The organism is Bradyrhizobium sp., assembly GCF_030697065.1.
GTDB lineage: Bacteria > Pseudomonadota > Alphaproteobacteria > Rhizobiales > Xanthobacteraceae > Bradyrhizobium.
Window position 1 is genome coordinate 1 of record NZ_JAUYQU010000075.1, and the last position, 20,571, is coordinate 20,571.

The following is a 20,571-nucleotide window of genomic DNA, read 5'->3' on the forward strand; positions in this document are numbered from 1 at the left end:
GCCGGCCCGATCATGGGGCAGCCGGAAATCTACCTGAACGGCGTCGGCGACGCTTTCGACGACAAGGGCCAGCTCACCCAGGAACCGGTGCAGAAGGTGCTGCAGCAATACATCGACGCCTTTGCGGCGTTCGTCGACAAGCAGAACAAATAGCCCGGCACAGCCGCGGGGACGGCCGGGATGTTAGGATTCTCTTAACCCGGCCGTCGCATCGTCACGGCATGGTCTCGCGCTCCCGACTCAAATCCCTGCTCACCGGGCTTGCCCTCTATACGATGGCGGCGGCGATGGTCGGCTATTTCGGCGTCAACGCCTATACCGGCAAATACGGGCTGAACGCGCGGCAGGAGCTCGACCAGGAAATCATCGCGCTGACGTCGGAGCTGGCGCGGCTGAAGCGCGAGCGCCTCGACGGCGAGGCGCGGGTGTCGCTGCTGCGGTCCGACCGGGTCGATCCGGACATGCTCGACGAGCGCGCGCGCTACCAGCTCGATTACGTCAATCCGCGCGACCTGGTCAAAATCGTCAAGCCGAAGTGACGCTGCCGTCCTCCCGGCTGCAAATTTCAAAAATTGCCGAAATCGATTTCGAAAATGTCGCTGGGTTGCAGTGCGGCATAGCGGAATTTCGCTGCGACCACGCAATCCTTTCATGGCGGTTTGAGTTGGGTTAGAGAGGGTTATTCGTTCTCTCATCCGGAAGTGCCATGGCCGCAGCGAAAAAAAGCGTCACAAAGGAAACGGGGCACGGGCAGGAGAAAGCCAGCGGCGCCGACAGTCCGCCCGAGTTCACCAGGGAACAGGAGCTCCGCGCGCTGCGCGACATGCTGCTGATCCGGCGCTTCGAAGAAAAGGCGGGCCAGCTCTACGGCATGGGCGCGATCGGCGGCTTCTGCCATCTTTACATCGGCCAGGAAGCCATCGTGGTCGGCATGCAGATGGCCCTGAAACAGGGCGATCAGGTTATAACCGGGTACCGCGACCACGGGCATATGCTGGCCTGCGGCATGGAAGCCAAGGGCGTGATGGCCGAACTGACCGGGCGACGGGGCGGCTATTCCAAGGGCAAGGGCGGCTCCATGCACATGTTCAGCAAGGAGAAGAATTTCTTCGGCGGCCACGGCATCGTCGGCGCCCAGGTGTCGCTGGGCACGGGGCTGGCCTTCGCCAACCGCTACCGCGGCAATGATTTCGTCAGCCTGGCCTATTTCGGCGACGGCGCCTCCAACCAGGGCCAGGTCTATGAGAGCTTCAACATGGCGGAGCTGTGGAAGCTGCCCGTCGTCTACATCATCGAGAACAACCGCTATGCGATGGGCACCTCGGTGTCGCGTTCCTCCGCGCAAACCGATTTTTCCAGGCGCGGCATCTCCTTCAACATTCCCGGCGAACAGATCGACGGCATGGATGTCCGCGCGGTGAAGGCCGCCGGCGACCGGGCGGTGGCCTGGTGCCGGGCCGGCAAGGGACCGTTCATCCTGGAGATGCAGACCTACCGCTACCGCGGCCATTCGATGTCCGATCCGGCGAAATACCGCACCCGCGAGGAGGTCGACAAGGTCCGCCACGACCAGGATCCGATCGAGCAGGTGCGCAACCGCCTGCTGGCGGACAAGGTCAGCGAGCAGGAGTTGAAGGCGATCGACGCGGAAGTGCGCGAGATCGTCAACGCATCGGCCGAGTTCGCGCAAAGCGATCCCGAGCCCGACCCGTCCGAACTCTATACCGATGTCTACCGCTGAGCGTGAGCGCGCGCCTTCCAGCCTGACGAGTGAATTCCTGGAGCCACCATGCCAATTCAAGTGCTGATGCCCGCGCTGTCGCCGACCATGGAGAAGGGCAACCTTTCGAAATGGCTGAAGAAGGAGGGCGAGGCGATCAAGTCGGGCGATGTCATCGCCGAGATCGAGACCGACAAGGCGACGATGGAAGTCGAGGCCACCGACGAGGGCACCCTCGGCAAGATCCTGATCCCGGAAGGCACCGCCGACGTCGCGGTCAATACCCCGATCGCCACCATCCTGTCGGACGGCGAAAGTGCCGACGATTTGGGCAAGGCGCCGGCGCCGGCGAAACAGGAGAAGGCCGCCGAACCGGCGCCGCCGGCCGAAGCCAACGCCTCGGCCTCCGGCGGCGGCGAAGAAAAGAAGGCACCGGCCGCCCCCCAGACCGTCAGTCAACCGGATCCGGAGGTGCCCGAAGGCACCGAGATGGTCACCATGACCATCCGCGAAGCCTTGCGCGACGCCATGGCCGAGGAGATGCGCCGGGATCCCGACGTGTTCGTGATGGGCGAGGAGGTCGCGGAATATCAGGGCGCCTACAAGGTCACCCAGGGCCTGCTGCAGGAATTCGGCGCCAAGCGCGTGATCGACACGCCGATCACCGAGCATGGCTTCGCCGGCATCGGCGTCGGCGCGGCGATGGCCGGGCTGAAGCCGATCGTCGAATTCATGACGTTCAACTTCGCCATGCAGGCGATGGACCAGATCATCAATTCCGCGGCCAAGACGCTGTACATGTCGGGCGGCCAGATGGGCTGCTCGATCGTGTTCCGCGGACCGAACGGCGCTGCCGCCCGGGTCGGCGCCCAGCACAGCCAGGACTACTCGGCCTGGTACTCGCAGGTCCCCGGCCTCAAGGTGGTCGCGCCGTTTTCGGCCGCCGACTACAAGGGCCTGCTGAAAGCCGCGATCCGCGATCCCAATCCAGTGATCTTCCTCGAACACGAAATGCTTTATGGCCATTCCGGCGAGATCCCGAAACTCGACGATTTCGTGATCCCGATAGGAAAAGCGCGCATCGTGCGGTCAGGGGGCCACGTTACCATCGTGTCGTGGTCGCACGGCATGACCTATGCGCTGAAAGCCGCCGACGAACTGGCAAAGGAAGGCATCGAGGCCGAGGTGATCGACCTGCGCACGCTGCGGCCGATGGATACGGATACCATTATCGCCTCGGTCAAGAAGACCGGCCGCGCCGTGGCAGTGGAGGAAGGCTGGCAGCAGAACGGCGTCGGCGCCGAAATCGCCGCCCGCATCATGCAGCACGCCTTCGACTATCTCGACGCACCGGTGGCGCGGGTGTCGGGCAAGGACGTGCCGATGCCGTATGCGGCCAATCTCGAAAAGCTGGCCTTGCCCTCGGTGGCCGAAGTGGTCGCCGCCGCCAAAGCCGTCTGTTATCGGTGAGCCAATGGCCGGTCCCCAGGAACAGCCATTGCCGCCTGATGTGATCGACCGGGAGGATGCCGCGGAGGTGTTGCGTGCATTCGTGGTCGACGGCGGATTGTCGATCGCGTTCCAGCGCGCCTTCGACGAGCCGGACATGTGGGGCCTGCTGCTGGTCGACATCGCCCGCCATGCCGCCCGCGTCTATGCGCGCGAGGGCGACTACACCGAGGAGGATGCGCTGAGGCGCATCGTCGACATGTTCGAAGCCGAAATTGCGCGGCCGACCGACCTCGGCAACACCACGCCACGGTCGCAACAGGGTCACTGACAATGCCAATCAACATTCTGATGCCCGCGCTCTCGCCGACGATGGAAAAGGGCAACCTGGCCAAGTGGCTCAAGAAGGAGGGCGACAAGGTCAAATCCGGCGACGTCATCGCCGAAATCGAGACCGACAAGGCGACCATGGAAGTCGAGGCGGTCGACGAGGGCACCATCGCGAAGATCGTGGTGCCCGAGGGCACCCAGGATGTCGCCGTCAATGACGTGATCGCGGTGCTGGCCGGCGACGGCGAGGACGTAAAGGCGGCGGGGGCAGGGGCGGCAAGCGCGCCAAAGTCTGAAGCCAAGTCTGAAGCCAAGTCTGAGGCCAAGTCTGAGGCCAAGACGGAAGCGAAGGCCGAAGCGCCGGCGCCCGCGAAGCCTGCATCTGCCGAAGCTCCGAAAGCTGCCGCTGCGCCCGCGCAACAGACCAACGGCCATGCCCGCACGTTTTCGTCGCCGCTGGCGCGACGGCTCGCCAAGGAGGCCGGCATTGAACTCGGCCGTATCAACGGCTCAGGCCCGCACGGCCGCGTCATCGCGCGCGACGTCGAGGAAGCCAAATCCGGCAAGGGGTTGAAGGCGCCCGCTGCGGCACCCGGAGCCGCGCCATCGATCGCGCCCTCCATGTCGGACAAGCAGATCCTCGCGCTGTATGAGCCCGGCAGCTACGAGGTGATCCCGCATGACGGCATGCGCCGCACCATCGCGCAGCGGCTCACCGCCTCGGTGCAGACAGTTCCGCATTTCTACCTGACGATGGACTGCGACATCGGCAAGTTGCTCGCGGCGCGCGAGGAGATCAATGCGTCGGCGCCGAAGGACAAGGAGAAAAAGCCGCTCTACAAGATTTCAGTCAACGACTTTGTCATCAAGGCGATGGCGATCGCGCTGCAGCGGATCCCGAACGCCAATGTCAGCTGGACCGAAAGCGGCATGCTCAAGCACCGGCACTCCGACATCGGCGTCGCCGTGGCGATGCCCGGCGGCCTGATCACGCCGATCATCCGCAAGGCGGAGACCAAGACGCTGTCGACCATCTCGGCCGAGATGAAGGATTATGCCGCCCGCGCGCGCGCCCGAAAACTCAAGCCGGAGGAATACCAGGGCGGCACCACGGCGGTGTCCAACCTCGGCATGTACGGCATCAAGGATTTTACCGCGGTGATCAACCCGCCGCACGCCACTATCCTGGCGGTCGGCACCAGCGAGGAACGCGCGGTGGTGCGGGGCGGCAGGATCGAGGCCGCCCACATTATGAGCGTGACGCTGTCCTGCGATCACCGCGCGGTCGACGGCGCACTCGGCGCCGAACTGATCGGCGCGTTCAAGATGCTGATCGAAAATCCCGTGATGATGATGGTGTGACGGCAATGAGTGGTGCCGAACGCACCTCTTTCTTCCCTCTCCCCTTGTGGGAGAGGGTGGCCGCCACCAAAGTCGGATATATCCGACTTTGGCAATAATTAGTGGCAAACTCGGCAACAGCCGAGTTTGAAGGCGGACGGGTGAGGGGAATGCGTCAACGAGTACCGAAGCAGAATCGAGCCTTCGCCAAGACTCTGCGCACCAATGCGACGGACGCCGAGATTGCGCTCTGGCGACTGCTGCGCTCACGCCGCCTCGCAAGCATGAAGTTTCGCCGCCAGGTTCCAATCGGACCTTGGATCGTGGATTTTGTTTCGTTTGAGCAGCGTTTGATTGTCGAGGCAGATGGCAGCCAGCATGCGGAAAGTGAAAATGACAAGCGGCGTGATCACGACTTGTCGCAGCGTGGATTTCGTATCCTGCGCTTCTGGAATAACGACATTCTGTTGCGGTCGCAGTCGGTGCTGGAAATGATCTTCGAGTCTGCCGCGCCATCCCCCTCACCCGTCTGCGCGCCTGACGGCGCGCATCCACCCTCTCCCACAAGGGGAGAGGGGAAGGAAGCCAATAGCGAGTAAACAAATGGCCGACACTTCCTTCGACGTCATCATCATCGGCGCCGGTCCCGGCGGCTACGTCACCGCGATCCGGGCGGCGCAGCTTGGGCTCAAGACCGCCGTGGTCGAAAAAGCCTATCTGGGCGGCATCTGCAACAATTGGGGATGCATTCCGACCAAGGCGCTGCTGCGTTCGGCGGAGGTGTATCATCTGATGCAGCACGCCAAGGACTATGGGCTGGCGGCCGAGAATATCTCGTTCGACCTGCAGGCCGTGGTGAAACGCTCGCGCGGTGTGGTGAAGCGGCTGAACGACGGCGTCGGCTATCTCTTTAACAAGAACAAGGTCACGTTGATCTGGGGCGAGGCGACGCTGGATGCGCCGGGCAAGCTGACGGTGAAGAAATCCTCGGTCGACGCGCCGAAAGGCGCGCTAGGCGAGGGGACCTATCAGGCCAAGCACATCATCGTCGCGACAGGCGCGCGGCCGCGCGTGTTGCCGGGGCGGGAGCCCGACAAGCAGCGGGTCTGGACCTACGTCGAGGCGCTGGTGCCGGACAAGATGCCGAAGTCGCTGCTGGTGGTCGGCTCCGGCGCGATCGGCATCGAGTTCGCGTCGTTCTACCGCACCATGGGCGCGGAAGTGACCGTCGTCGAGGTACTGCCGCAGATCCTGCCGGTGGAAGATGCCGAGATCTCGAAATTCGCGCACAAGGCGTTCGACAAACAGGGCATCAGGATTCTCACCAATACCAAGGTGACAAATCTCGAGAAGAAGAGCGACAGCGTGGTCGCCACCATCGACGACGGCAAGAAGCCGCAGGCGATCGAGTTCGACCGGGTGATTTCCGCGGTCGGCGTGGTCGGCAATATCGAAAACCTCGGGCTGGAAAAGCTCGGCGTCAGGACCGAGCGCGGCTGCATCGTGATCGACGGTTATGGCAAGACCAATGTCCCCGGCATCTACGCCATCGGCGACGTCGCGGGCCCGCCGATGCTGGCGCACAAGGCCGAGCATGAGGGCGTGGTCTGCGTCGAGGCGATCAAGGGCCTGCACCCGCACCCGATGGACAAGAATCTCATTCCCGGCTGCACCTATTGCCATCCGCAGGTCGCTTCCGTCGGCCTCACCGAGGCCAGGGCGAAGGAAGCCGGCCGTGACATCCGGGTCGGACGGTTTCCGTTCGTCGGCAATGGCAAGGCCATCGCGCTTGGCGAGGACCAGGGGCTGGTCAAGGTGATCTTCGACAGGAAGACCGGCCAGCTGCTCGGCGCGCATTTGGTCGGCGCCGAGGTCACCGAACTGATCCAGGGCTTTGTGGTGGCCATGAATCTCGAGACCACGGAAGAGGAACTGATGCACACCATCTTCCCGCATCCGACCCTGTCGGAGACGATGAAGGAAGCGGTGCTCGACGCCTATGGCCGGGTGCTGAACATGTGAGACTTGATATCTGCGCAACCCCGATCCTCATCCTGAGGAGCTTGCGAAGCAAGCGTCTCGAAGGATGGGCAACACCGGAACTCTTGTCACATCCTTCGAGACGCGCGCGAGGGCGCGCTCCTCAGGATGAGGCCGGAGAAAAATCAAAGAGACGTAATCCCGTGAAAGACAATGACAATTTGACGATCGAACGGCCGAACTTCGTCACCCATCTCGAATGCGCGATGGAAGGCGATCACTATCCGGCTGACCAGATCCACAACCTTTCCAAGGCAGGCAAGCCGCTGCTGGTCCGCTATGACCTCGCCGGCGTGAAGAAGGCTTTGACAAAGGACGCGCTGGCGCAGCGGCCGGCCGATCTCTGGCGCTACCGCGAGATGCTGCCGGTGCGCAAGGTGGCCGACATCGTCAGCCTCGGCGAAATCACCACGCCGCTGATCCGGCTGCCAAAGCTCGCAAAGAAGATCGGCGGCGGCGAAATCATCGTCAAGGACGAGGGCCGGCTGCCGACCGGCTCGTTCAAGGCGCGCGGCCTCGTGATGGCGGTGTCGATGGGCAAGGCACTCGGCATCAAGCACATGGCGATGCCGACCAACGGCAATGCCGGTGCGGCGCTGGCGGCCTACGCCACCTCCTGCGGGATCAAGACCACGATCTTCTGTCCGGCCGATACGCCGGAGGTGAATGTCAGCGAGATCGAGCTGCAAGGCGCCACCGTCTATCGCGTCAACGGCCTGATCGACGATTGCGGCAAGATCGTCGGCGAGGGCAAGGCAAAGGCCGGCTGGTTCGATACCTCGACGCTGAAGGAGCCCTACCGGATCGAGGGCAAGAAGACGATGGGGCTGGAACTCGCCGAGCAGCTCGACTGGGACGTGCCCGACGTGATTTTCTATCCGACCGGCGGCGGTACCGGCCTGATCGGCATGTGGAAGGCCTTTGCCGAGCTCGAAGCCATCGGCTTCATCGGAAGCAAGCGGCCGCGCATGATCGCGGTGCAAGCGTCGGGCTGCGCGCCGATGGTACGGGCCTTCGAGGCCGGCACCGAGCACGCGCCGCGCTGGGAGGATGCCCACACCATCGCTTCGGGGATCCGGGTGCCGCAGGCGGTCGGAGATTTTCTGATCCTGCGCGCGGTGCGCGAGAGCAAGGGATTCGCCATTGCGGTCGATGACGAGAAGATTTCCGCTGCGCTCAACGAGGTCGCGCGCGAGGAAGGCCTGCTCTTGTGTCCGGAAGGTGCGGCGACCTATGCTGCGTACAAGCAAAGCCTGGCCGACGGCCGTGTGACGAAGAACGACCGCGTGATGCTGTTCAACTGCGCGACGGGACTGAAATACCCGCTGCCGCCGGTCACGCGAACGCTCGATCGTCACCAGCCGATCGACTACGCCAGGCTGTAGCCCATCGTTGAAGGCTGCAATCCATCGTCAGAATGGTGCGGCGCCAGAGGGAGGATAAGATGCGAAGAACGATACTTGCTGCGTTGACGGCCATGCTGGCATTCGGCGGCACCGCGCTGGCGGAAAAATTCCCGTCGCGACCGATCACCATCGTGGTGCCGTTCGCCGCCGGCGGGCCGTCCGACGTGATGGCGCGGATCCTGGCCGAGCGCATGAAGACGACGCTCGGCGAAACCGTGCTGGTGGAGAATGTCACGGGCGCCGGTGGCTCCATCGGAGTCGGACGGGCGTTGCGCTCGCCGGCCGACGGCTACACGGTCAGCTTCGGGCATCTCGGCACCCACGTGGCCAATGGCGCGGTCTACAAGCTCGGTTACGACCTCGTGGCCGACCTCGAGCCGGTCGCGCTGCTGCCGAGCAATCCGATGATCCTCGTCAGCAAGAACGCGATTCCGGCCAAGTCGCTCAAGGAACTGATCGAATGGATCAAGGCGAAGCCGGCCCCGGCCACCGCCGTCACCGCCGGCGCCGGCTCCGGCAGCCATATCGCCGGGCTGTATCTGGAGAACATCACCGGCGCCAAGCTGCAATATGTGCCGTACCGCGGCACCGGTCCCGCGATGAACGATCTCGTCGCCGGACAGATCGATCTGATGGTCGATCAGCTCTCCAACTCCATCAACCAGGTACGCGCCGGCACCATCCGCGGCTATGCCGTCACCGATACCAAGCGCGCTGCATCCGCGCCGGACATTCCGACCACCGACGAAGCGGGGCTGCCCGGGTTTCACATGACCCTGTGGTCCGGACTGTGGGTGCCGAAGGGCACTCCGAAGGACATCGTGACAAAGCTCAACGCCGCGGCGGTCGACGCGCTGAACGATGCCGCCGTTCGCAAACAGCTCGAGAACCTCGGCCTGGCGATGCCACCCAAGGAAAAACTGTCGCCGCAGGCGCTGGGCGACTGGCAGAAGGCCGAGATCGCCAAATGGTGGCCGATGATCAAGGCCGCCAATGTCAAGGTGGACTAGGAACGTCTGACCGTTCGAAGGGCGCGGCGTCGCCGCGCTCTTCGATGAAGTCAGCGGTGCTCGGTCGGCGTGTCGCGTTCATGGCCTTCGGCGGCCCGCGCGGCGCATTCGTCGATCCCGTGACATTTGCTGCGGTAGTCATAGTACCAGATCGCGGCGATCGCGCCGATCAGGATGACACCGATCAGCAAAGCCCAACGCCGCATCGTCATGACCGGCACGTCAGTATCCGTCCCCGGGGCCAAAGAGCCGCTCGAAGAATGTAGGCTGGAGATATACCCAGCGGCCTGGAGCGCCCGTCCGCAAATCCTGAACGTATTGCGGCGGCGAGGGGAGATAATACACGGGCGGCACATGGGGAATGTAGGCCGGCGCCGCATGGGGTGACGTAACTGCCCGTGGCTCGTAGTACCGCGAGCGATAATCGGCAGCATGGGCTCCGGACGAAGCGATCATTGCCGCGGCGATGATGAGAATCTGGCGCATGACTACCCTCACTACCGGCGCGTTACGCAGCGCCGTCGCCAAAGGCTAGACAACAAAGGTTAATGGGCGATTCACCATGTCTGCGGCGGAGGACGTCGGGCAGGCTTATGTGGTGGAACAAAGTCCACGCACAACTCCAGGGCGTGTTCGATGCGTCGTGGCTGCCGGGCCACGATTGTTGCGTAGCCGCAACACTCGGCGAACATTTAACTCTCCTTGCAGCAAGCTCTTGCGCGCGCCGCTATTTAGCCACACCCCTCAATGAAATCATTCCCCGTAGGCTAATATCTACGGCGCTCGCAAAGGCGAAGGGGAACTCCTGATTTCCCGGATCTGACGAGGGTGGGCTGGGGAAACAGGTTCGCGATGGACGCCAAGACCAGCATCAAGGGCAGGCTGCCGAGCCGTCACGTGACGGAGGGTCCGGAACGGGCACCGCACCGCTCGTATCTCTATGCCATGGGCCTGACCACCCAGCAGATTCACCAGCCGTTCGTCGGCGTGGCGTCGTGCTGGAACGAGGCGGCGCCCTGCAACATCTCGCTGATGCGCCAGGCCCAGGCGGTGAAGAAGGGCGTTGCCTCCGCCGGCGGCACCCCGCGCGAATTCTGCACCATCACCGTCACCGACGGCATCGCGATGGGCCATGACGGCATGCGCTCGTCGCTGCCGTCGCGTGAATGCATCGCCGATTCCGTCGAATTGACCATGCGCGGCCATGCCTATGATGCGCTGGTCGGCATCGCCGGTTGCGACAAGTCGCTGCCGGGCATGATGATGGCAATGGTCCGGCTCAATGTGCCCTCGATCTTCATCTACGGCGGCTCGATCCTGCCCGGCAATTTCCGCGGCCAGCAGGTCACCGTGCAGGACATGTTCGAGGCGGTCGGCAAGCATTCGGTCGGCGAGATGTCGGACGAGGACCTTGACGAAATCGAGCGGGTGGCTTGCCCGTCGGCCGGCGCGTGCGGTGCACAATTCACCGCCAACACCATGGCGACGGTATCCGAGGCCATCGGGCTGGCGCTGCCGTACTCGGCCGGAGCCCCCGCGCCCTACGAAATCCGCGACTCGTTCTGCATGACCGCGGGTGAGAAGGTCATGGAATTGATCGCCCTCAACATCCGGCCGCGCGACATCGTCACCCGCAAGGCGCTGGAAAACGCCGCGGCCGTGGTGGCGGCCTCCGGCGGGTCGACCAACGCTGCGCTGCATCTGCCGGCCATCGCGCACGAATGCGGCATCAAGTTCGACCTGTTCGACGTGGCCGAAATCTTCAAAAAAACACCCTATGTCGCGGATTTGAAGCCGGGCGGCCGTTATGTCGCCAAAGACATGTTCGAGGTTGGCGGCATACCGCTTCTGATGAAGACGCTGCTCGACAATGGCTACCTGCACGGGGATTGCCTGACCGTGACGGGCCGGACGATCGCCGAAAACCTCAAAAGCGTGAAATGGAATCCGCACCAGGATGTGGTGTGGCCCGCTGACAAGCCGATCACCGTCACCGGCGGAGTGGTCGGCCTGAAGGGGAATCTCGCGCCCGAGGGCGCGATCGTGAAGGTCGCTGGCATGTCGAACTTGAAATTTACCGGGCCGGCCCGCTGCTTCGACCGCGAAGAGGATGCCTTCGAATCGGTCCAGAAAAAAACCTACAAAGAGGGCGAGGTCATCGTGATCCGCTATGAGGGGCCGCGCGGCGGCCCCGGCATGCGGGAAATGCTCTCGACCACTGCGGCCCTGACCGGGCAGGGCATGGGCGGCAAGATCGCCCTCATCACCGACGGCCGGTTTTCGGGCGCCACCCGCGGCTTCTGCATCGGCCATGTCGGGCCGGAGGCGGCGATCGGCGGGCCGATCGGCCTGCTGCGGGACGGCGATATCATCGAAATCGACGCCGATGCCGGGACTCTTAACGTAAAGTTGACCGACGCGGAGCTGGCTGAACGCAAGACCAAATGGAAGCCCCGGGCGACCAATCATACATCGGGTGCTCTCTGGAAATATGCCCAGCAGGTGGGGCCGGCGGTGGATGGTGCGGTAACCCATCCGGGCGGTGCGCACGAGAAACAGTGTTATGCGGACATCTAGGCGTATCATTTTTGCGTTGCTTCTGGGGGCCGTTCCGGCGGCCCCGGCCTTCGGATTCGACGGTTCGCCGGTCAATGCGGAGGCGGCCATTCCGGTGGTTGCGCCCCAGCCCGGCACCGCGGCTTCCTCGAAGAAGCCGGTTCCGCCGGCGTCGGTGCCGACGGCTGCCTCGATCAACTCGCTGACCTCGCTGCAATACGCCGCCGAAGGCGGTCACCCGATCGCGCAGTGGAAGCTCGGCCGGATGTATGCCGAGGGCGAAGGCGTCGCCCAGGACGATCTGCGCGCCTTCGACTATTTCAGCCGGATTGCCAACCAGCACGCGGAAGACAGTCCGTCGGCGCCGCAGGCCGGCGTCGTCGCCAACGCCTTCGTGGCGCTCGGCCGCTACTACCTCAAGGGTATTCCCAATTCGAAGGTGAAGTCCGATCCGGAGCGGGCGCGCGAGATGTTCTCCTACGCCGCGTCCTATTTCGGCAACGCCGATGCCCAGTACGACCTGGCCCGGCTCTATCTCAAGGGCGCCGGCTCGTCGCGCGACGATTTCCGCTACGGCGCGCGCTGGCTCGGCCTCGCCGCGCAGAAGGGACAGCATCAGGCGCAGGCCTTGCTCGGTCAGATGCTGTTCAGCGGCGACAAGCTGCCGCCTCAGCGCGCCCGCGGGCTGATGTGGCTGACACTGGCGCGCGACAGCGCTGCCCCCGACGAGACCTGGATCAAGGAAAGCTACAACAAGGCGATCGCCAAGGCGTCCGAGGACGACCGGGCGATGGCGCTGCAGATGCTCGAGCACTGGGTGCAGGGCCGCAAGGATTGATCGGGCAAGCCGGTCAGGCCGTCTCCAGATCGATGTCGGCCCATACCGGCACATGGTCGGACGGCTTTTCCCAGGCCCGCACGTAGCTGTCGATACCGACCCCGGTCAACCGGTCGCTGGCCTGCGGCGACAGCAACAGGTGGTCGATGCGAATGCCGTGGTTTTTCTGCCAGGCGCCGGCCTGATAATCCCAGAAGGTGTATTGCCCGGGGGCGTCGGTGACCGCGCGCAGCGCGTCGGTGAGTCCAAGGCCGAGCAGCGTTTGAAAGCTTTCTCTCGTGGCCGGGCGGAATAGGGCGTCATTGACCCAGGCCGCGGGATTATGGACGTCCTTCGCCGTAGGGATGACGTTGAAGTCGCCCGCCAGCAGCAGCGGCTCTTCCGCTTTAAGGCGCTGCTTCGAATACTCAAGAAGCCGCGACATCCATTTGAGTTTATAAGGGTATTTCTCGGTCTCCGGCGGGTTGCCATTGGGCAGATAGAGGCAGGCGATCCGCAGCACGCCACGTTTCAGCGGCACCACGCCCTCCAGAAACCGGGCGTGGACATCCTCGTCGTCGCCGGCCAGCCCCGATTTGGTTTCCTCGAACGGCAGCTTCGAGAGCAGCGCCACGCCGTTGAAAGTCTTCTGGCCATGGGTGACGACGTTGTAGCCGAGCGCCTCGATGGCCTCCCGCGGGAACGCCTCGTCGACACATTTGATCTCCTGCAGGCAGACGATGTCGGGCGCGCAATCCTTCAGCCAGACCAGCAGATGGTCGACCCTTTGCCGGACCGAATTGACGTTCCACGTCGCAATGCGCATTGAGGGGTTCCGTTGGCTTACCGCAATTTTAGTTTCGCTGGCATACCATGCGCTGCGGGGCTGTGATAACCATTTAGACAAGGGCGAAGAGGCGGCCTCAAGGCAGGGAATTGGACCGTCCCGGTCGATGTGGATCGGCAGACGTGAAATGCGATGAAGAAACGTAACCTGATGATCCTGGCCGGCGCGCTCGCGGTCGCGGCGCTTGCTGCCTACGGCACCCGCGCTGCATGGTTTGGCGGCGGCGGCGCCTCCGTCCAGGGACCGCCGAGGGCGCGCGTGGTCTCGGTAGAACTGGCCAAGGCCGAGCGCAAACCGGTGCCGGTCGATGTCGATTCGATCGGAACGGTCACGCCGATTTCCAGCGTGGCGCTGAAATCGCGGGTCGAAACCACCATCGTATCAGTGCATTTCGAAGACGGCGCCCGAGTTAAGCAGGGCGACCTGCTGTTTACGCTCGACGCGCGCCAGATCGATGCCCAGATCGAACAGGCCGAAGGCGTGCTCGCCCGGGATCGGGCGCAGCTCGAGGCGGCGCAGCGCGACGTCAGGCGCTTCGGCGACCTGATCGGCAAGGGCGCCACCACGCAGGTCAATGTCGACAACGCCAAGACCCAGGCCGATATCCTGGCCGGCACCATCAAGGCGGCCCAGTCCGCATTGGAAAATCTGAAGGTCCAGAAGAGCTTCACGACCATTCACGCGCCGTTTTCCGGGCGGATCAGCGCGGCCAACGTCAAGGTCGGCAATTTCGTGCGCCCGGCCGATACCGCGCCGCTGGCGGTCATCAACCAGATGGCGCCGGTCTATGTGACTTTCGCCGTTCCGCAGCGCGTCCTGGTCGACCTGCGCGACGCCATGGCGACCGAGGCTCCCAAGGTCATTGCGACCATTCCGGGCCACCAGCGGTCCGAGGACGGCAAGGTGGCGATGGTCGAGAACTCTGTCGATGCCACCACCGGCATGGTCACCGTCCGCGGTATCATGAACAACGAGAACGAAACCCTGTGGCCGGGGACGCTGGTCAACACCAGGTTGATCATCCGGACCGAGAATGCCGTGGTCGTTCCGACCGTGGCGGTGCAGCGCAGCCAGAGCGGCAATTTCGTATTCGTGGTGAAGGACGGCGTGGCCAGGGTTCAGGCGGTGAAAGTCGAGCGCACCCTGCAGGGCCTTTCGGTCATCGCCGAAGGACTGTCCGGCAATGAGGATGTCGTCGTCGACGGACAATTGCTGCTGTCGGATGGCTCGCGGGCCGAGCCGCGCGCCCGCAAGGCCGGAGCCTGAGCGATGACGCTGTCGGAGCTGTGTATTCGTCGGCCGGTGATGACGACGCTGATCACGGCTTCGATCATCGCGTTCGGCGTGTTCGGCTTCCGGCTGCTGCCGGTTTCGGCGCTGCCGCGGGTCGATTTTCCGACCATCGCCGTGACCGCGACCCTGCCGGGCGCCAGTGCGGATACCATGGCGTCGTCGGTGGCCGGCATCATCGAGCGGCAACTGTCGACCATCGCCGGCATCTCGTCGATGTCGTCGAACTCGTCGCAGGGCACCAGCGTCATCACCATCCAGTTCGATCTCAATCGCCAGATCGATGCGGCGGCGCTCGACGTTCAGACGGCGCTGACCATCGCGCAGCGCCGGCTACCGGTCGAGATGACGATCCCGCCGAGTTTCCGCAAGGTGAACCCGGCAGACTTCCCGGTGCTGTTTGTGGTGCTCGGTTCGGCGACGTTGCCGCTGTCGGCCGTCAACGAGTATGGCGAGATCACCATCGGTCAGGCCCTGTCGCAGATCCCTGGCGTGGCACAGGTCAGCATCTACGGCGCGCAGAAATTCGCCATTCGCGTTCAGGCCGACCCGGAAGCGGCCGCGGCGCGGGGGTTGTCGCTGGAAGACATCAGGGTCGCCGTGGCGCGCGCCAACTCCTCGACGCCGGTCGGCACCCTCAATGGACCGAAGCAGGACGTCGCGCTTCAGGCCTCCGGCCAGATGGACAAGGCAATCGATTACCGCCAGGTGGTGGTGAGCTACAAGAACGGCGCGCCGATCAAGCTGGAAGAGGTGGCGCAGATCTACGACAGCGTCGAGAACGACAAGATCGCGAGCTGGCTCAACGGCGACCGTTCCATCGTTGTCGGCATTCAGAAGCAGCCCGACGCCAACACGGTGGCGGTCGTCGATTCCGTGTTGGCAAAATTGCCGGCATTGCGCGCGCAGATCCCGCCATCGGTCTCGATCAACGTGTTGATGGATCGCTCGGTTTCGGTCCGCCAGGCGGTGGCCGACGTCGAGGAAACCATGCTGATCGCCATCGGGCTGGTCATCATGGTGATCTTCCTGTTCCTGCGCTCGGCATCGGCGACCTTCATTCCGGCGCTTGCGGTTCCGATCTCGCTGTTCGGAACCTGTGCGGTCATGTATGTGCTGGATTATTCGATCAACAACATGACGCTTCTGGCGCTGACCCTGTCGGTCGGTTTCGTGGTCGACGATGCCATCGTCATGCTGGAGAACATCGTCCGCCATATCGAAAAGGGCATGCGACCCTACGAGGCGGCGCTGAAGGGCGCCCGCGAGATCGGATTCACCATCATCTCGATCACCTTTTCGCTGATCGCGGTGTTCATTCCGGTGCTGTTGATGGGCGGCATCGTGGGGCGCGTGTTCCGCGAATTCGCGGTGACGGTTTCGGTCGCGATCCTGGTTTCCGGATTCGTGTCGCTGACGCTGACGCCGATGCTGTGCGCCCGCATGCTCAAGGCGCATGATCCCGCCAAGAAGCCCAACGTCGTGTTCCGCGTCTTCGAACGGATGTTCGATTCCTGGCTTCGCGCCTACGAGTGGACGCTGGACTGGGTGCTGGCGCGGAAGGCGCTGATGCTCGTGGTCACGCTGGCTACCCTGGGTGGCACGGTCTATCTCTACATGGTCGTTCCGAAAGGCTTCTTTCCGCAGGAGGACACCGGCTTCCTGATCGGCGTTACCGAGGCCGCCACCGATACGTCGTTCGCTGCGATGACCGTACGGCAGCAGGCGCTGGTCGAGGTCCTCAAAGCCGACCCGGCGATCGACTACATCAACAGCACCGTCGGTGCGGGTGGTCCCAATACGACCGCCAATTACGGCCGCCTGTTCATCGCGCTGAAACCCAAGGAGACCCGCGACAAACTTCCGGCCATCGTCGGACGCCTGCGCCTCAAGGCGCGGGAGATCCCCGGCTTGCAGGCTTTCTTTCAGCCGATTCAAAACCTCAATATCGGCGGCCGGATTTCGAAGAGCCAGTATCAATACGTGCTGCAGAGCGGCGATACCGAGTCGCTTTACAAGTTCGCGCCGGAAATGCGCGACAAGATCGAGAAGATCCCGGGCCTGCTCGACGTCACCACCGACCTCTACATCAAGAACCCGCAGATGACGGTCGAGATCGACCGAGAGAAGGCCGCGGTCTACGGTGTCACCGTGGAGCAGGTTCGCAACCAGCTCTACAACGCCTATGGCGGTCGACAGATCGGCACCATCTTCATGCCGTCCAACGACTACAAGATCATCCTGGAGGCGAAGCCGGAGTTCCGCGTCGACCCGTCCAATCTCTCCAAGCTCTATGTTAAAACCGAGCGCGGCCAGACCATTCCGCTCGATGCGGTGGCCAAGCTGGTGCCGACGGTAGGCCCGCTGCAGATCAACCATCAGGGTCAGCAGCCCGCGGTGACGATCTCTTTCAACCTCGCACCCGGCCATTCACTGGGCTACGCGGTGGACAAGATCACCGCGCTCGAGGCGGCATCCAACCTTCCGGCGACCATCGCCACCGGCTTCTCCGGTACCGCGCAGGTATTCCAGGATTCGCTGCGCGGGCAGGGCGTTCTGATCCTGGCGGCGGTGTTCGCGGCCTTCGTGATCCTCGGCATCCTCTACGAGAGCTTCATTCACCCCATCACGATCATTTCCGGCCTGCCGTCAGCGGGCATCGGCGCCATCCTGACCCTGATGGCGTTCAACATGGAGCTGTCGGTCATCGCCATGATCGGCATCGTGATGCTGGTGGGCATCGTCAAGAAGAACGCCATCATGATGGTGGATTTCGCACTGGAACGCCGCCGCGTCGGCTTGAGCGCCGAGCACGCCATTCGCGAAGCCGCCTTGCTCCGGTTCCGCCCCATCATGATGACGACATTCGCTGCGATTTTCGGCGTGCTGCCGATTGCGCTCGGCGCCGGAGCGGGCGCCGAACTGCGTCAGCCGCTCGGCGTGGCCGTGGTCGGCGGGCTCTGCCTGTCGCAGCTGCTGACGCTCTACATCACGCCGGTGATCTATATCTACCTCGACCGCGTCGATCGCCGCCTCAAACGCCGGCTCGAGCCGCAGACCGACGAGGCAGACAATGTCGAGCGGCCACGCGTCGTGGCGGCGGAATAATGGGACAGAAGCGGCCATGAATTCGCGTCGGGGATGGATCGCAGCGCTGATCGCCACCTGCCTGCTGGCCGCCATCGACGATCGCGCGCTCGCGGACGAACCGATCGAGATTTTCGACGCTCACCTGCATTACAACTGGGAGCCCAAGCCTTTCTATCAGCTGGATGAGGTGCTGGCGCTGTTCAAGGAGCATCGCGTCACCGGCATTCTGGCGACCAGCCGGCCCAACAGCGGCACCCATGCGCTGGTGGGGGCGAAGGCGGACGGGCTGCAAGTGGTGCCGTTCATCCGGCCTTACCGGGTCCGCCCCGACATCCAGACCTGGTTCAAGGACCCCGTGATCTTCGATCTGGTGCAGGAGGAATTCAAGCGCGGCTACTATCGCGGCATCGGTGAATTTCATCTGGCGAGCGGGGACGCCGACAGCGAATGGGTCAGGAAGACCGTCGACTTCGCCGTGGCGAACAACCTCTATCTGCATGCCCATGCCGATGACGTCGCGGTCGAAATCCTGATGCGGCATAATCCGAAGGCGCAGATCATCTGGGCCCATACCGGCTTCGGGCTGTCCGGCGAGCGCGTCGGCGCGATGATGGCCAAATATCCGAAGCTCTGGGGTGAACTGTCCTACCGCAGCGGCATCACCGAGGGCGGAGGCAAGCTGACGCCGGAGTGGCGATCGCTGTTCGAGCGATACCCCGACCGGTTCATGGTCGGTTCGGACACATGGGTGCCGGAGCGCTGGGCGAGCTATGGTGAAATCATGGCCGGCTATCGCGCCTGGCTGGCACAACTGCCGCCGAAAGTGGCCGCGCAGATTGCGCATGGCAACGCCAGGGCATTGTTCGCCGCACCCTAGGTTCGGCCTGGCGCGGCGGTCGTCGTCGGCCCCGTATTGTTACGGTGCGCCAGATTAACGTCATTTAAGCGGTCTCGATCGTTTGCTGACGCGCAAATCAGGTGTCGGCGCAGCATGAACCGGTCAGGAAACTTGGCGACCGCAGAGCAGACCGGGCGCGGCGCGGCCCCCGGTGGGCTCGCCGTTCGGCTTCGCGGCCTGTTTCCCGTAGCCGGACTCGAAGCGAACGACCTCAGCGAACGCGAGATGCGCCGCATTCGCGCCAAACAGATCGATGCCATCACTCGGCTCGTCCCGCTCACCATGACGATCAATCTGGTGAATGTCGCGATTATTCTGGCGGTTTTCTGGAATACCGGCTCGAATATCTTTCTCGGCGCCTGGGCGTTAACGATTGCCGTCGCGGCCGGCATGGCGACGCGGTCGTGGGTACGGTCGCGCCGCCGCCCGCCGAAAGAAGCATCGCGGAACGCCATAAGGCGATTGACGGTCCAGGCGTTTATCCTGGCGCTCGCCTGGGGAACGATGCCGGTCGTGATCCTTCCCGCGATCAGTCCCACGTATCAACTCATCGTCGCCTGCCTGATGGCGGGGATGATCTCGGCAGGCGCCTTCACGCTTTCCACCGTGTCCGGCGCCGGGTTGGTATATGTGTGGACCATGGCAAGCGCGTCCGCGGTGGCTCTGCTGCTTTGCCAGGTCGATGCTTACGTCGTCGCGGCAATTTTCCTGATGATCTATGCCGTCTTCATTTCGCGCAACGTCATTCTGAACGGCAGGCTGTTCTTCGACAATTTGCGGGCGCAATTGCAACTCGCGCGCCAGACCGAGACGATCTCGCTGTTGCTGAAGGAATTTCAGGAGAACGCCAGTGACTGGCTTTGGCAGACCGACGCAGAGTGCCGGTTGATTGACGTTCCGGAGCGATTCGTCGAGGTGGCGCAAATTCCGAGCCAGTTGCTGCAGGGCGTGCATTTCGTCACGGCACTGGAAATGCTCTGTCCCGATGATCGCCCAGCGGTAGCCGGCATCGTCGCGCTGATGGAAAAACGCGAAGCGCTCCGCGAAATCATCGTTCACGTCGTCGCCGGCGGCCAGGCCCGCCTCTGGACCTTGACTGCAAAGCCCACGCTCGACCACGACGGTAACTTCGCCGGCTATCGCGGAGTTGGTCACGACGTCACCGAAAGCTGGCGTGCGGAGCAGGCCGAGGCGGCCAACCAGGCGAAGTCCGGCTTTCTTGCGACGATGAGTCATGAAATCCGCACGCCCATGAACGGCGTCCTCGGATTGGCAAGCATGCTGCTGGAGACGAAGCTCGATCCGGAGCAGCATCACGCGGTGGCCACCATCCGGGATTCCGGCGAAAACCTGCAACGAATTCTCAACGACATTCTCGACCTGTCGAAACTTGAAGCCGGCCGGCTGGAGTTCGAGACGATCGATTTCTCGCCGGCAAGGCTTGTGGATTCCGTTGCCTCGGTCATTGCAACGAGCGCGAAGGACAAGGGACTGACGGTCAAGCTCGAGATCGATCCGAGCCTTCCGTCCACCCTGAGCGGAGACGTCGCGAGAATCCGCCAGGTCTTGCTCAATCTTGCCTCGAACGCCGTCAAGTTTACTGAGCGTGGAGGAGTGACCATCGCGGTCACCTGCGCATCGCGAGAGAGCAGCCGCGTTACGGTGGAATGGAGCGTGTCTGACAGCGGTATCGGCGTTCCGCCGGATCGTGTCGGCCGGCTGTTCACCGACTTCGCCCAGGCCGACGTCTCGATCAATCGGCGCTTCGGCGGGACCG

The 20,571-nt window shown here is 63.5% G+C and carries 17 protein-coding genes and 1 pseudogene; 16 read left to right on the plus strand and 2 right to left on the minus strand.

Features of this window, described 5'->3' with window-relative positions:
* The 10 genes and pseudogenes from Q8R73_RS05115 to Q8R73_RS05160 all read left to right on the plus strand — a co-directional run.
* A pseudogene (locus Q8R73_RS05115) lies at positions 1-153 on the plus strand (ACP phosphodiesterase); the annotation flags it as partial.
* Between the two features lie 68 nt (positions 154-221).
* Positions 222-539, plus strand: coding sequence for a septum formation initiator family protein (locus Q8R73_RS05120; RefSeq protein WP_305718451.1), 318 nt, complete (start codon positions 222-224; stop codon positions 537-539).
* A gap of 167 nt (positions 540-706) precedes the next feature.
* Positions 707-1,741 carry a pyruvate dehydrogenase (acetyl-transferring) E1 component subunit alpha gene (gene pdhA / locus Q8R73_RS05125; RefSeq protein ID WP_305718452.1) on the plus strand — a complete coding sequence of 345 codons (1,035 nt, stop codon included), beginning with the start codon at positions 707-709 and terminating at the stop codon, positions 1,739-1,741.
* Between the two features lie 48 nt (positions 1,742-1,789).
* The gene (locus tag Q8R73_RS05130) at positions 1,790-3,190 is read left to right on the plus strand and encodes a pyruvate dehydrogenase complex E1 component subunit beta (protein WP_305718453.1); all 1,401 of its coding nucleotides are present in this window, start codon (positions 1,790-1,792) and stop codon (positions 3,188-3,190) included.
* A gap of 4 nt (positions 3,191-3,194) precedes the next feature.
* Positions 3,195-3,500 (plus strand): DUF5076 domain-containing protein, encoded by a 306-nt coding sequence (locus tag Q8R73_RS05135; RefSeq protein WP_305718454.1) that lies wholly within the window; start codon positions 3,195-3,197, stop codon positions 3,498-3,500.
* 2 nt (positions 3,501-3,502) lie between these two features.
* Complete coding sequence (locus Q8R73_RS05140; protein ID WP_305718455.1) at positions 3,503-4,861, plus strand: pyruvate dehydrogenase complex dihydrolipoamide acetyltransferase; 1,359 nt, start codon at positions 3,503-3,505, stop codon at positions 4,859-4,861.
* Positions 4,862-5,010: 149 nt separating this feature from the next.
* A complete protein-coding gene (locus Q8R73_RS05145) occupies positions 5,011-5,439 on the plus strand; it encodes an endonuclease domain-containing protein (protein ID WP_305718456.1) in 429 nt (142 codons plus the stop codon).
* Between the two features lie 4 nt (positions 5,440-5,443).
* The gene (gene lpdA / locus Q8R73_RS05150; protein WP_305718457.1) at positions 5,444-6,862 is read left to right on the plus strand and encodes a dihydrolipoyl dehydrogenase; all 1,419 of its coding nucleotides are present in this window, start codon (positions 5,444-5,446) and stop codon (positions 6,860-6,862) included.
* A gap of 161 nt (positions 6,863-7,023) precedes the next feature.
* Positions 7,024-8,265: a threonine synthase gene (locus tag Q8R73_RS05155; protein WP_305718458.1), complete on the plus strand. Its 1,242-nt coding sequence runs from the start codon at positions 7,024-7,026 to the stop codon at positions 8,263-8,265.
* 59 nt (positions 8,266-8,324) lie between these two features.
* On the plus strand, positions 8,325-9,296 hold the full coding sequence (locus tag Q8R73_RS05160) for a tripartite tricarboxylate transporter substrate binding protein BugD (RefSeq protein WP_305718459.1): 972 nt from the start codon (positions 8,325-8,327) through the stop codon (positions 9,294-9,296).
* A 50-nt stretch (positions 9,297-9,346) separates the two neighbouring features.
* Here Q8R73_RS05160 and Q8R73_RS05165 read toward each other — a convergent pair whose 3' ends face one another.
* Positions 9,347-9,517 (minus strand): hypothetical protein, encoded by a 171-nt coding sequence (locus Q8R73_RS05165; protein WP_305718460.1) that lies wholly within the window; start codon positions 9,515-9,517, stop codon positions 9,347-9,349.
* Between the two features lie 631 nt (positions 9,518-10,148).
* On the opposite strand from Q8R73_RS05165, the gene ilvD reads away from it, so the two are divergent.
* Together ilvD and Q8R73_RS05175 are read left to right on the plus strand one after the other, a co-directional pair.
* Entirely contained in the window at positions 10,149-11,873 is a 1,725-nt protein-coding gene (gene ilvD / locus Q8R73_RS05170) for a dihydroxy-acid dehydratase (RefSeq protein ID WP_305718461.1), read from the plus strand.
* A complete protein-coding gene (locus Q8R73_RS05175) occupies positions 11,860-12,690 on the plus strand; it encodes a sel1 repeat family protein (protein ID WP_305718462.1) in 831 nt (276 codons plus the stop codon). The genes ilvD and Q8R73_RS05175 overlap by 14 nt, the downstream gene beginning before the upstream one ends.
* A 13-nt stretch (positions 12,691-12,703) precedes the next feature.
* Here Q8R73_RS05175 and xth read toward each other — a convergent pair whose 3' ends face one another.
* Positions 12,704-13,495: an exodeoxyribonuclease III gene (xth, locus tag Q8R73_RS05180; RefSeq protein WP_305718463.1), complete on the minus strand. Its 792-nt coding sequence runs from the start codon at positions 13,493-13,495 to the stop codon at positions 12,704-12,706.
* 153 nt (positions 13,496-13,648) lie between these two features.
* Between xth and Q8R73_RS05185 the strand changes: the two genes are divergently transcribed.
* The 4 genes from Q8R73_RS05185 to Q8R73_RS05200 all read left to right on the plus strand — a co-directional run.
* A complete protein-coding gene (locus Q8R73_RS05185; protein WP_305718464.1) occupies positions 13,649-14,782 on the plus strand; it encodes an efflux RND transporter periplasmic adaptor subunit in 1,134 nt (377 codons plus the stop codon).
* 3 nt (positions 14,783-14,785) lie between these two features.
* Positions 14,786-17,914 carry an efflux RND transporter permease subunit gene (locus tag Q8R73_RS05190; protein WP_305718465.1) on the plus strand — a complete coding sequence of 1,043 codons (3,129 nt, stop codon included), beginning with the start codon at positions 14,786-14,788 and terminating at the stop codon, positions 17,912-17,914.
* A 16-nt stretch (positions 17,915-17,930) separates the two neighbouring features.
* Complete coding sequence (locus Q8R73_RS05195; RefSeq protein WP_305718466.1) at positions 17,931-18,773, plus strand: amidohydrolase family protein; 843 nt, start codon at positions 17,931-17,933, stop codon at positions 18,771-18,773.
* A 198-nt stretch (positions 18,774-18,971) separates the two neighbouring features.
* The coding region (locus Q8R73_RS05200) for a histidine kinase dimerization/phospho-acceptor domain-containing protein (protein WP_305718467.1) at positions 18,972-20,571 on the plus strand (1,600 nt) is incomplete at its 3' end.

Excerpts from the sequence above, each read along its gene's own strand:
- Q8R73_RS05195 (WP_305718466.1), top strand. The coding sequence starts at position 17,931 with ATGAATTCGCGTCGGGGATGGATCGCAGCGCTGATCGCCACCTGCCTG.
- xth (WP_305718463.1), bottom strand. The coding sequence starts at position 13,495 with ATGCGCATTGCGACGTGGAACGTCAATTCGGTCCGGCAAAGGGTCGAC.
- Q8R73_RS05185 (WP_305718464.1), top strand. The coding sequence starts at position 13,649 with ATGAAGAAACGTAACCTGATGATCCTGGCCGGCGCGCTCGCGGTCGCG.
- Q8R73_RS05135 (WP_305718454.1), top strand. The coding sequence starts at position 3,195 with ATGGCCGGTCCCCAGGAACAGCCATTGCCGCCTGATGTGATCGACCGG.
- Q8R73_RS05130 (WP_305718453.1), top strand. The coding sequence starts at position 1,790 with ATGCCAATTCAAGTGCTGATGCCCGCGCTGTCGCCGACCATGGAGAAG.
- Q8R73_RS05145 (WP_305718456.1), top strand. The coding sequence starts at position 5,011 with ATGCGTCAACGAGTACCGAAGCAGAATCGAGCCTTCGCCAAGACTCTG.
- Q8R73_RS05140 (WP_305718455.1), top strand. The coding sequence starts at position 3,503 with ATGCCAATCAACATTCTGATGCCCGCGCTCTCGCCGACGATGGAAAAG.
- Q8R73_RS05120 (WP_305718451.1), top strand. The coding sequence starts at position 222 with ATGGTCTCGCGCTCCCGACTCAAATCCCTGCTCACCGGGCTTGCCCTC.
- ilvD (WP_305718461.1), top strand. The coding sequence starts at position 10,149 with ATGGACGCCAAGACCAGCATCAAGGGCAGGCTGCCGAGCCGTCACGTG.
- lpdA (WP_305718457.1), top strand. The coding sequence starts at position 5,444 with ATGGCCGACACTTCCTTCGACGTCATCATCATCGGCGCCGGTCCCGGC.
- Q8R73_RS05160 (WP_305718459.1), top strand. The coding sequence starts at position 8,325 with ATGCGAAGAACGATACTTGCTGCGTTGACGGCCATGCTGGCATTCGGC.
- Q8R73_RS05190 (WP_305718465.1), top strand. The coding sequence starts at position 14,786 with ATGACGCTGTCGGAGCTGTGTATTCGTCGGCCGGTGATGACGACGCTG.
- pdhA (WP_305718452.1), top strand. The coding sequence starts at position 707 with ATGGCCGCAGCGAAAAAAAGCGTCACAAAGGAAACGGGGCACGGGCAG.
- Q8R73_RS05175 (WP_305718462.1), top strand. The coding sequence starts at position 11,860 with ATGCGGACATCTAGGCGTATCATTTTTGCGTTGCTTCTGGGGGCCGTT.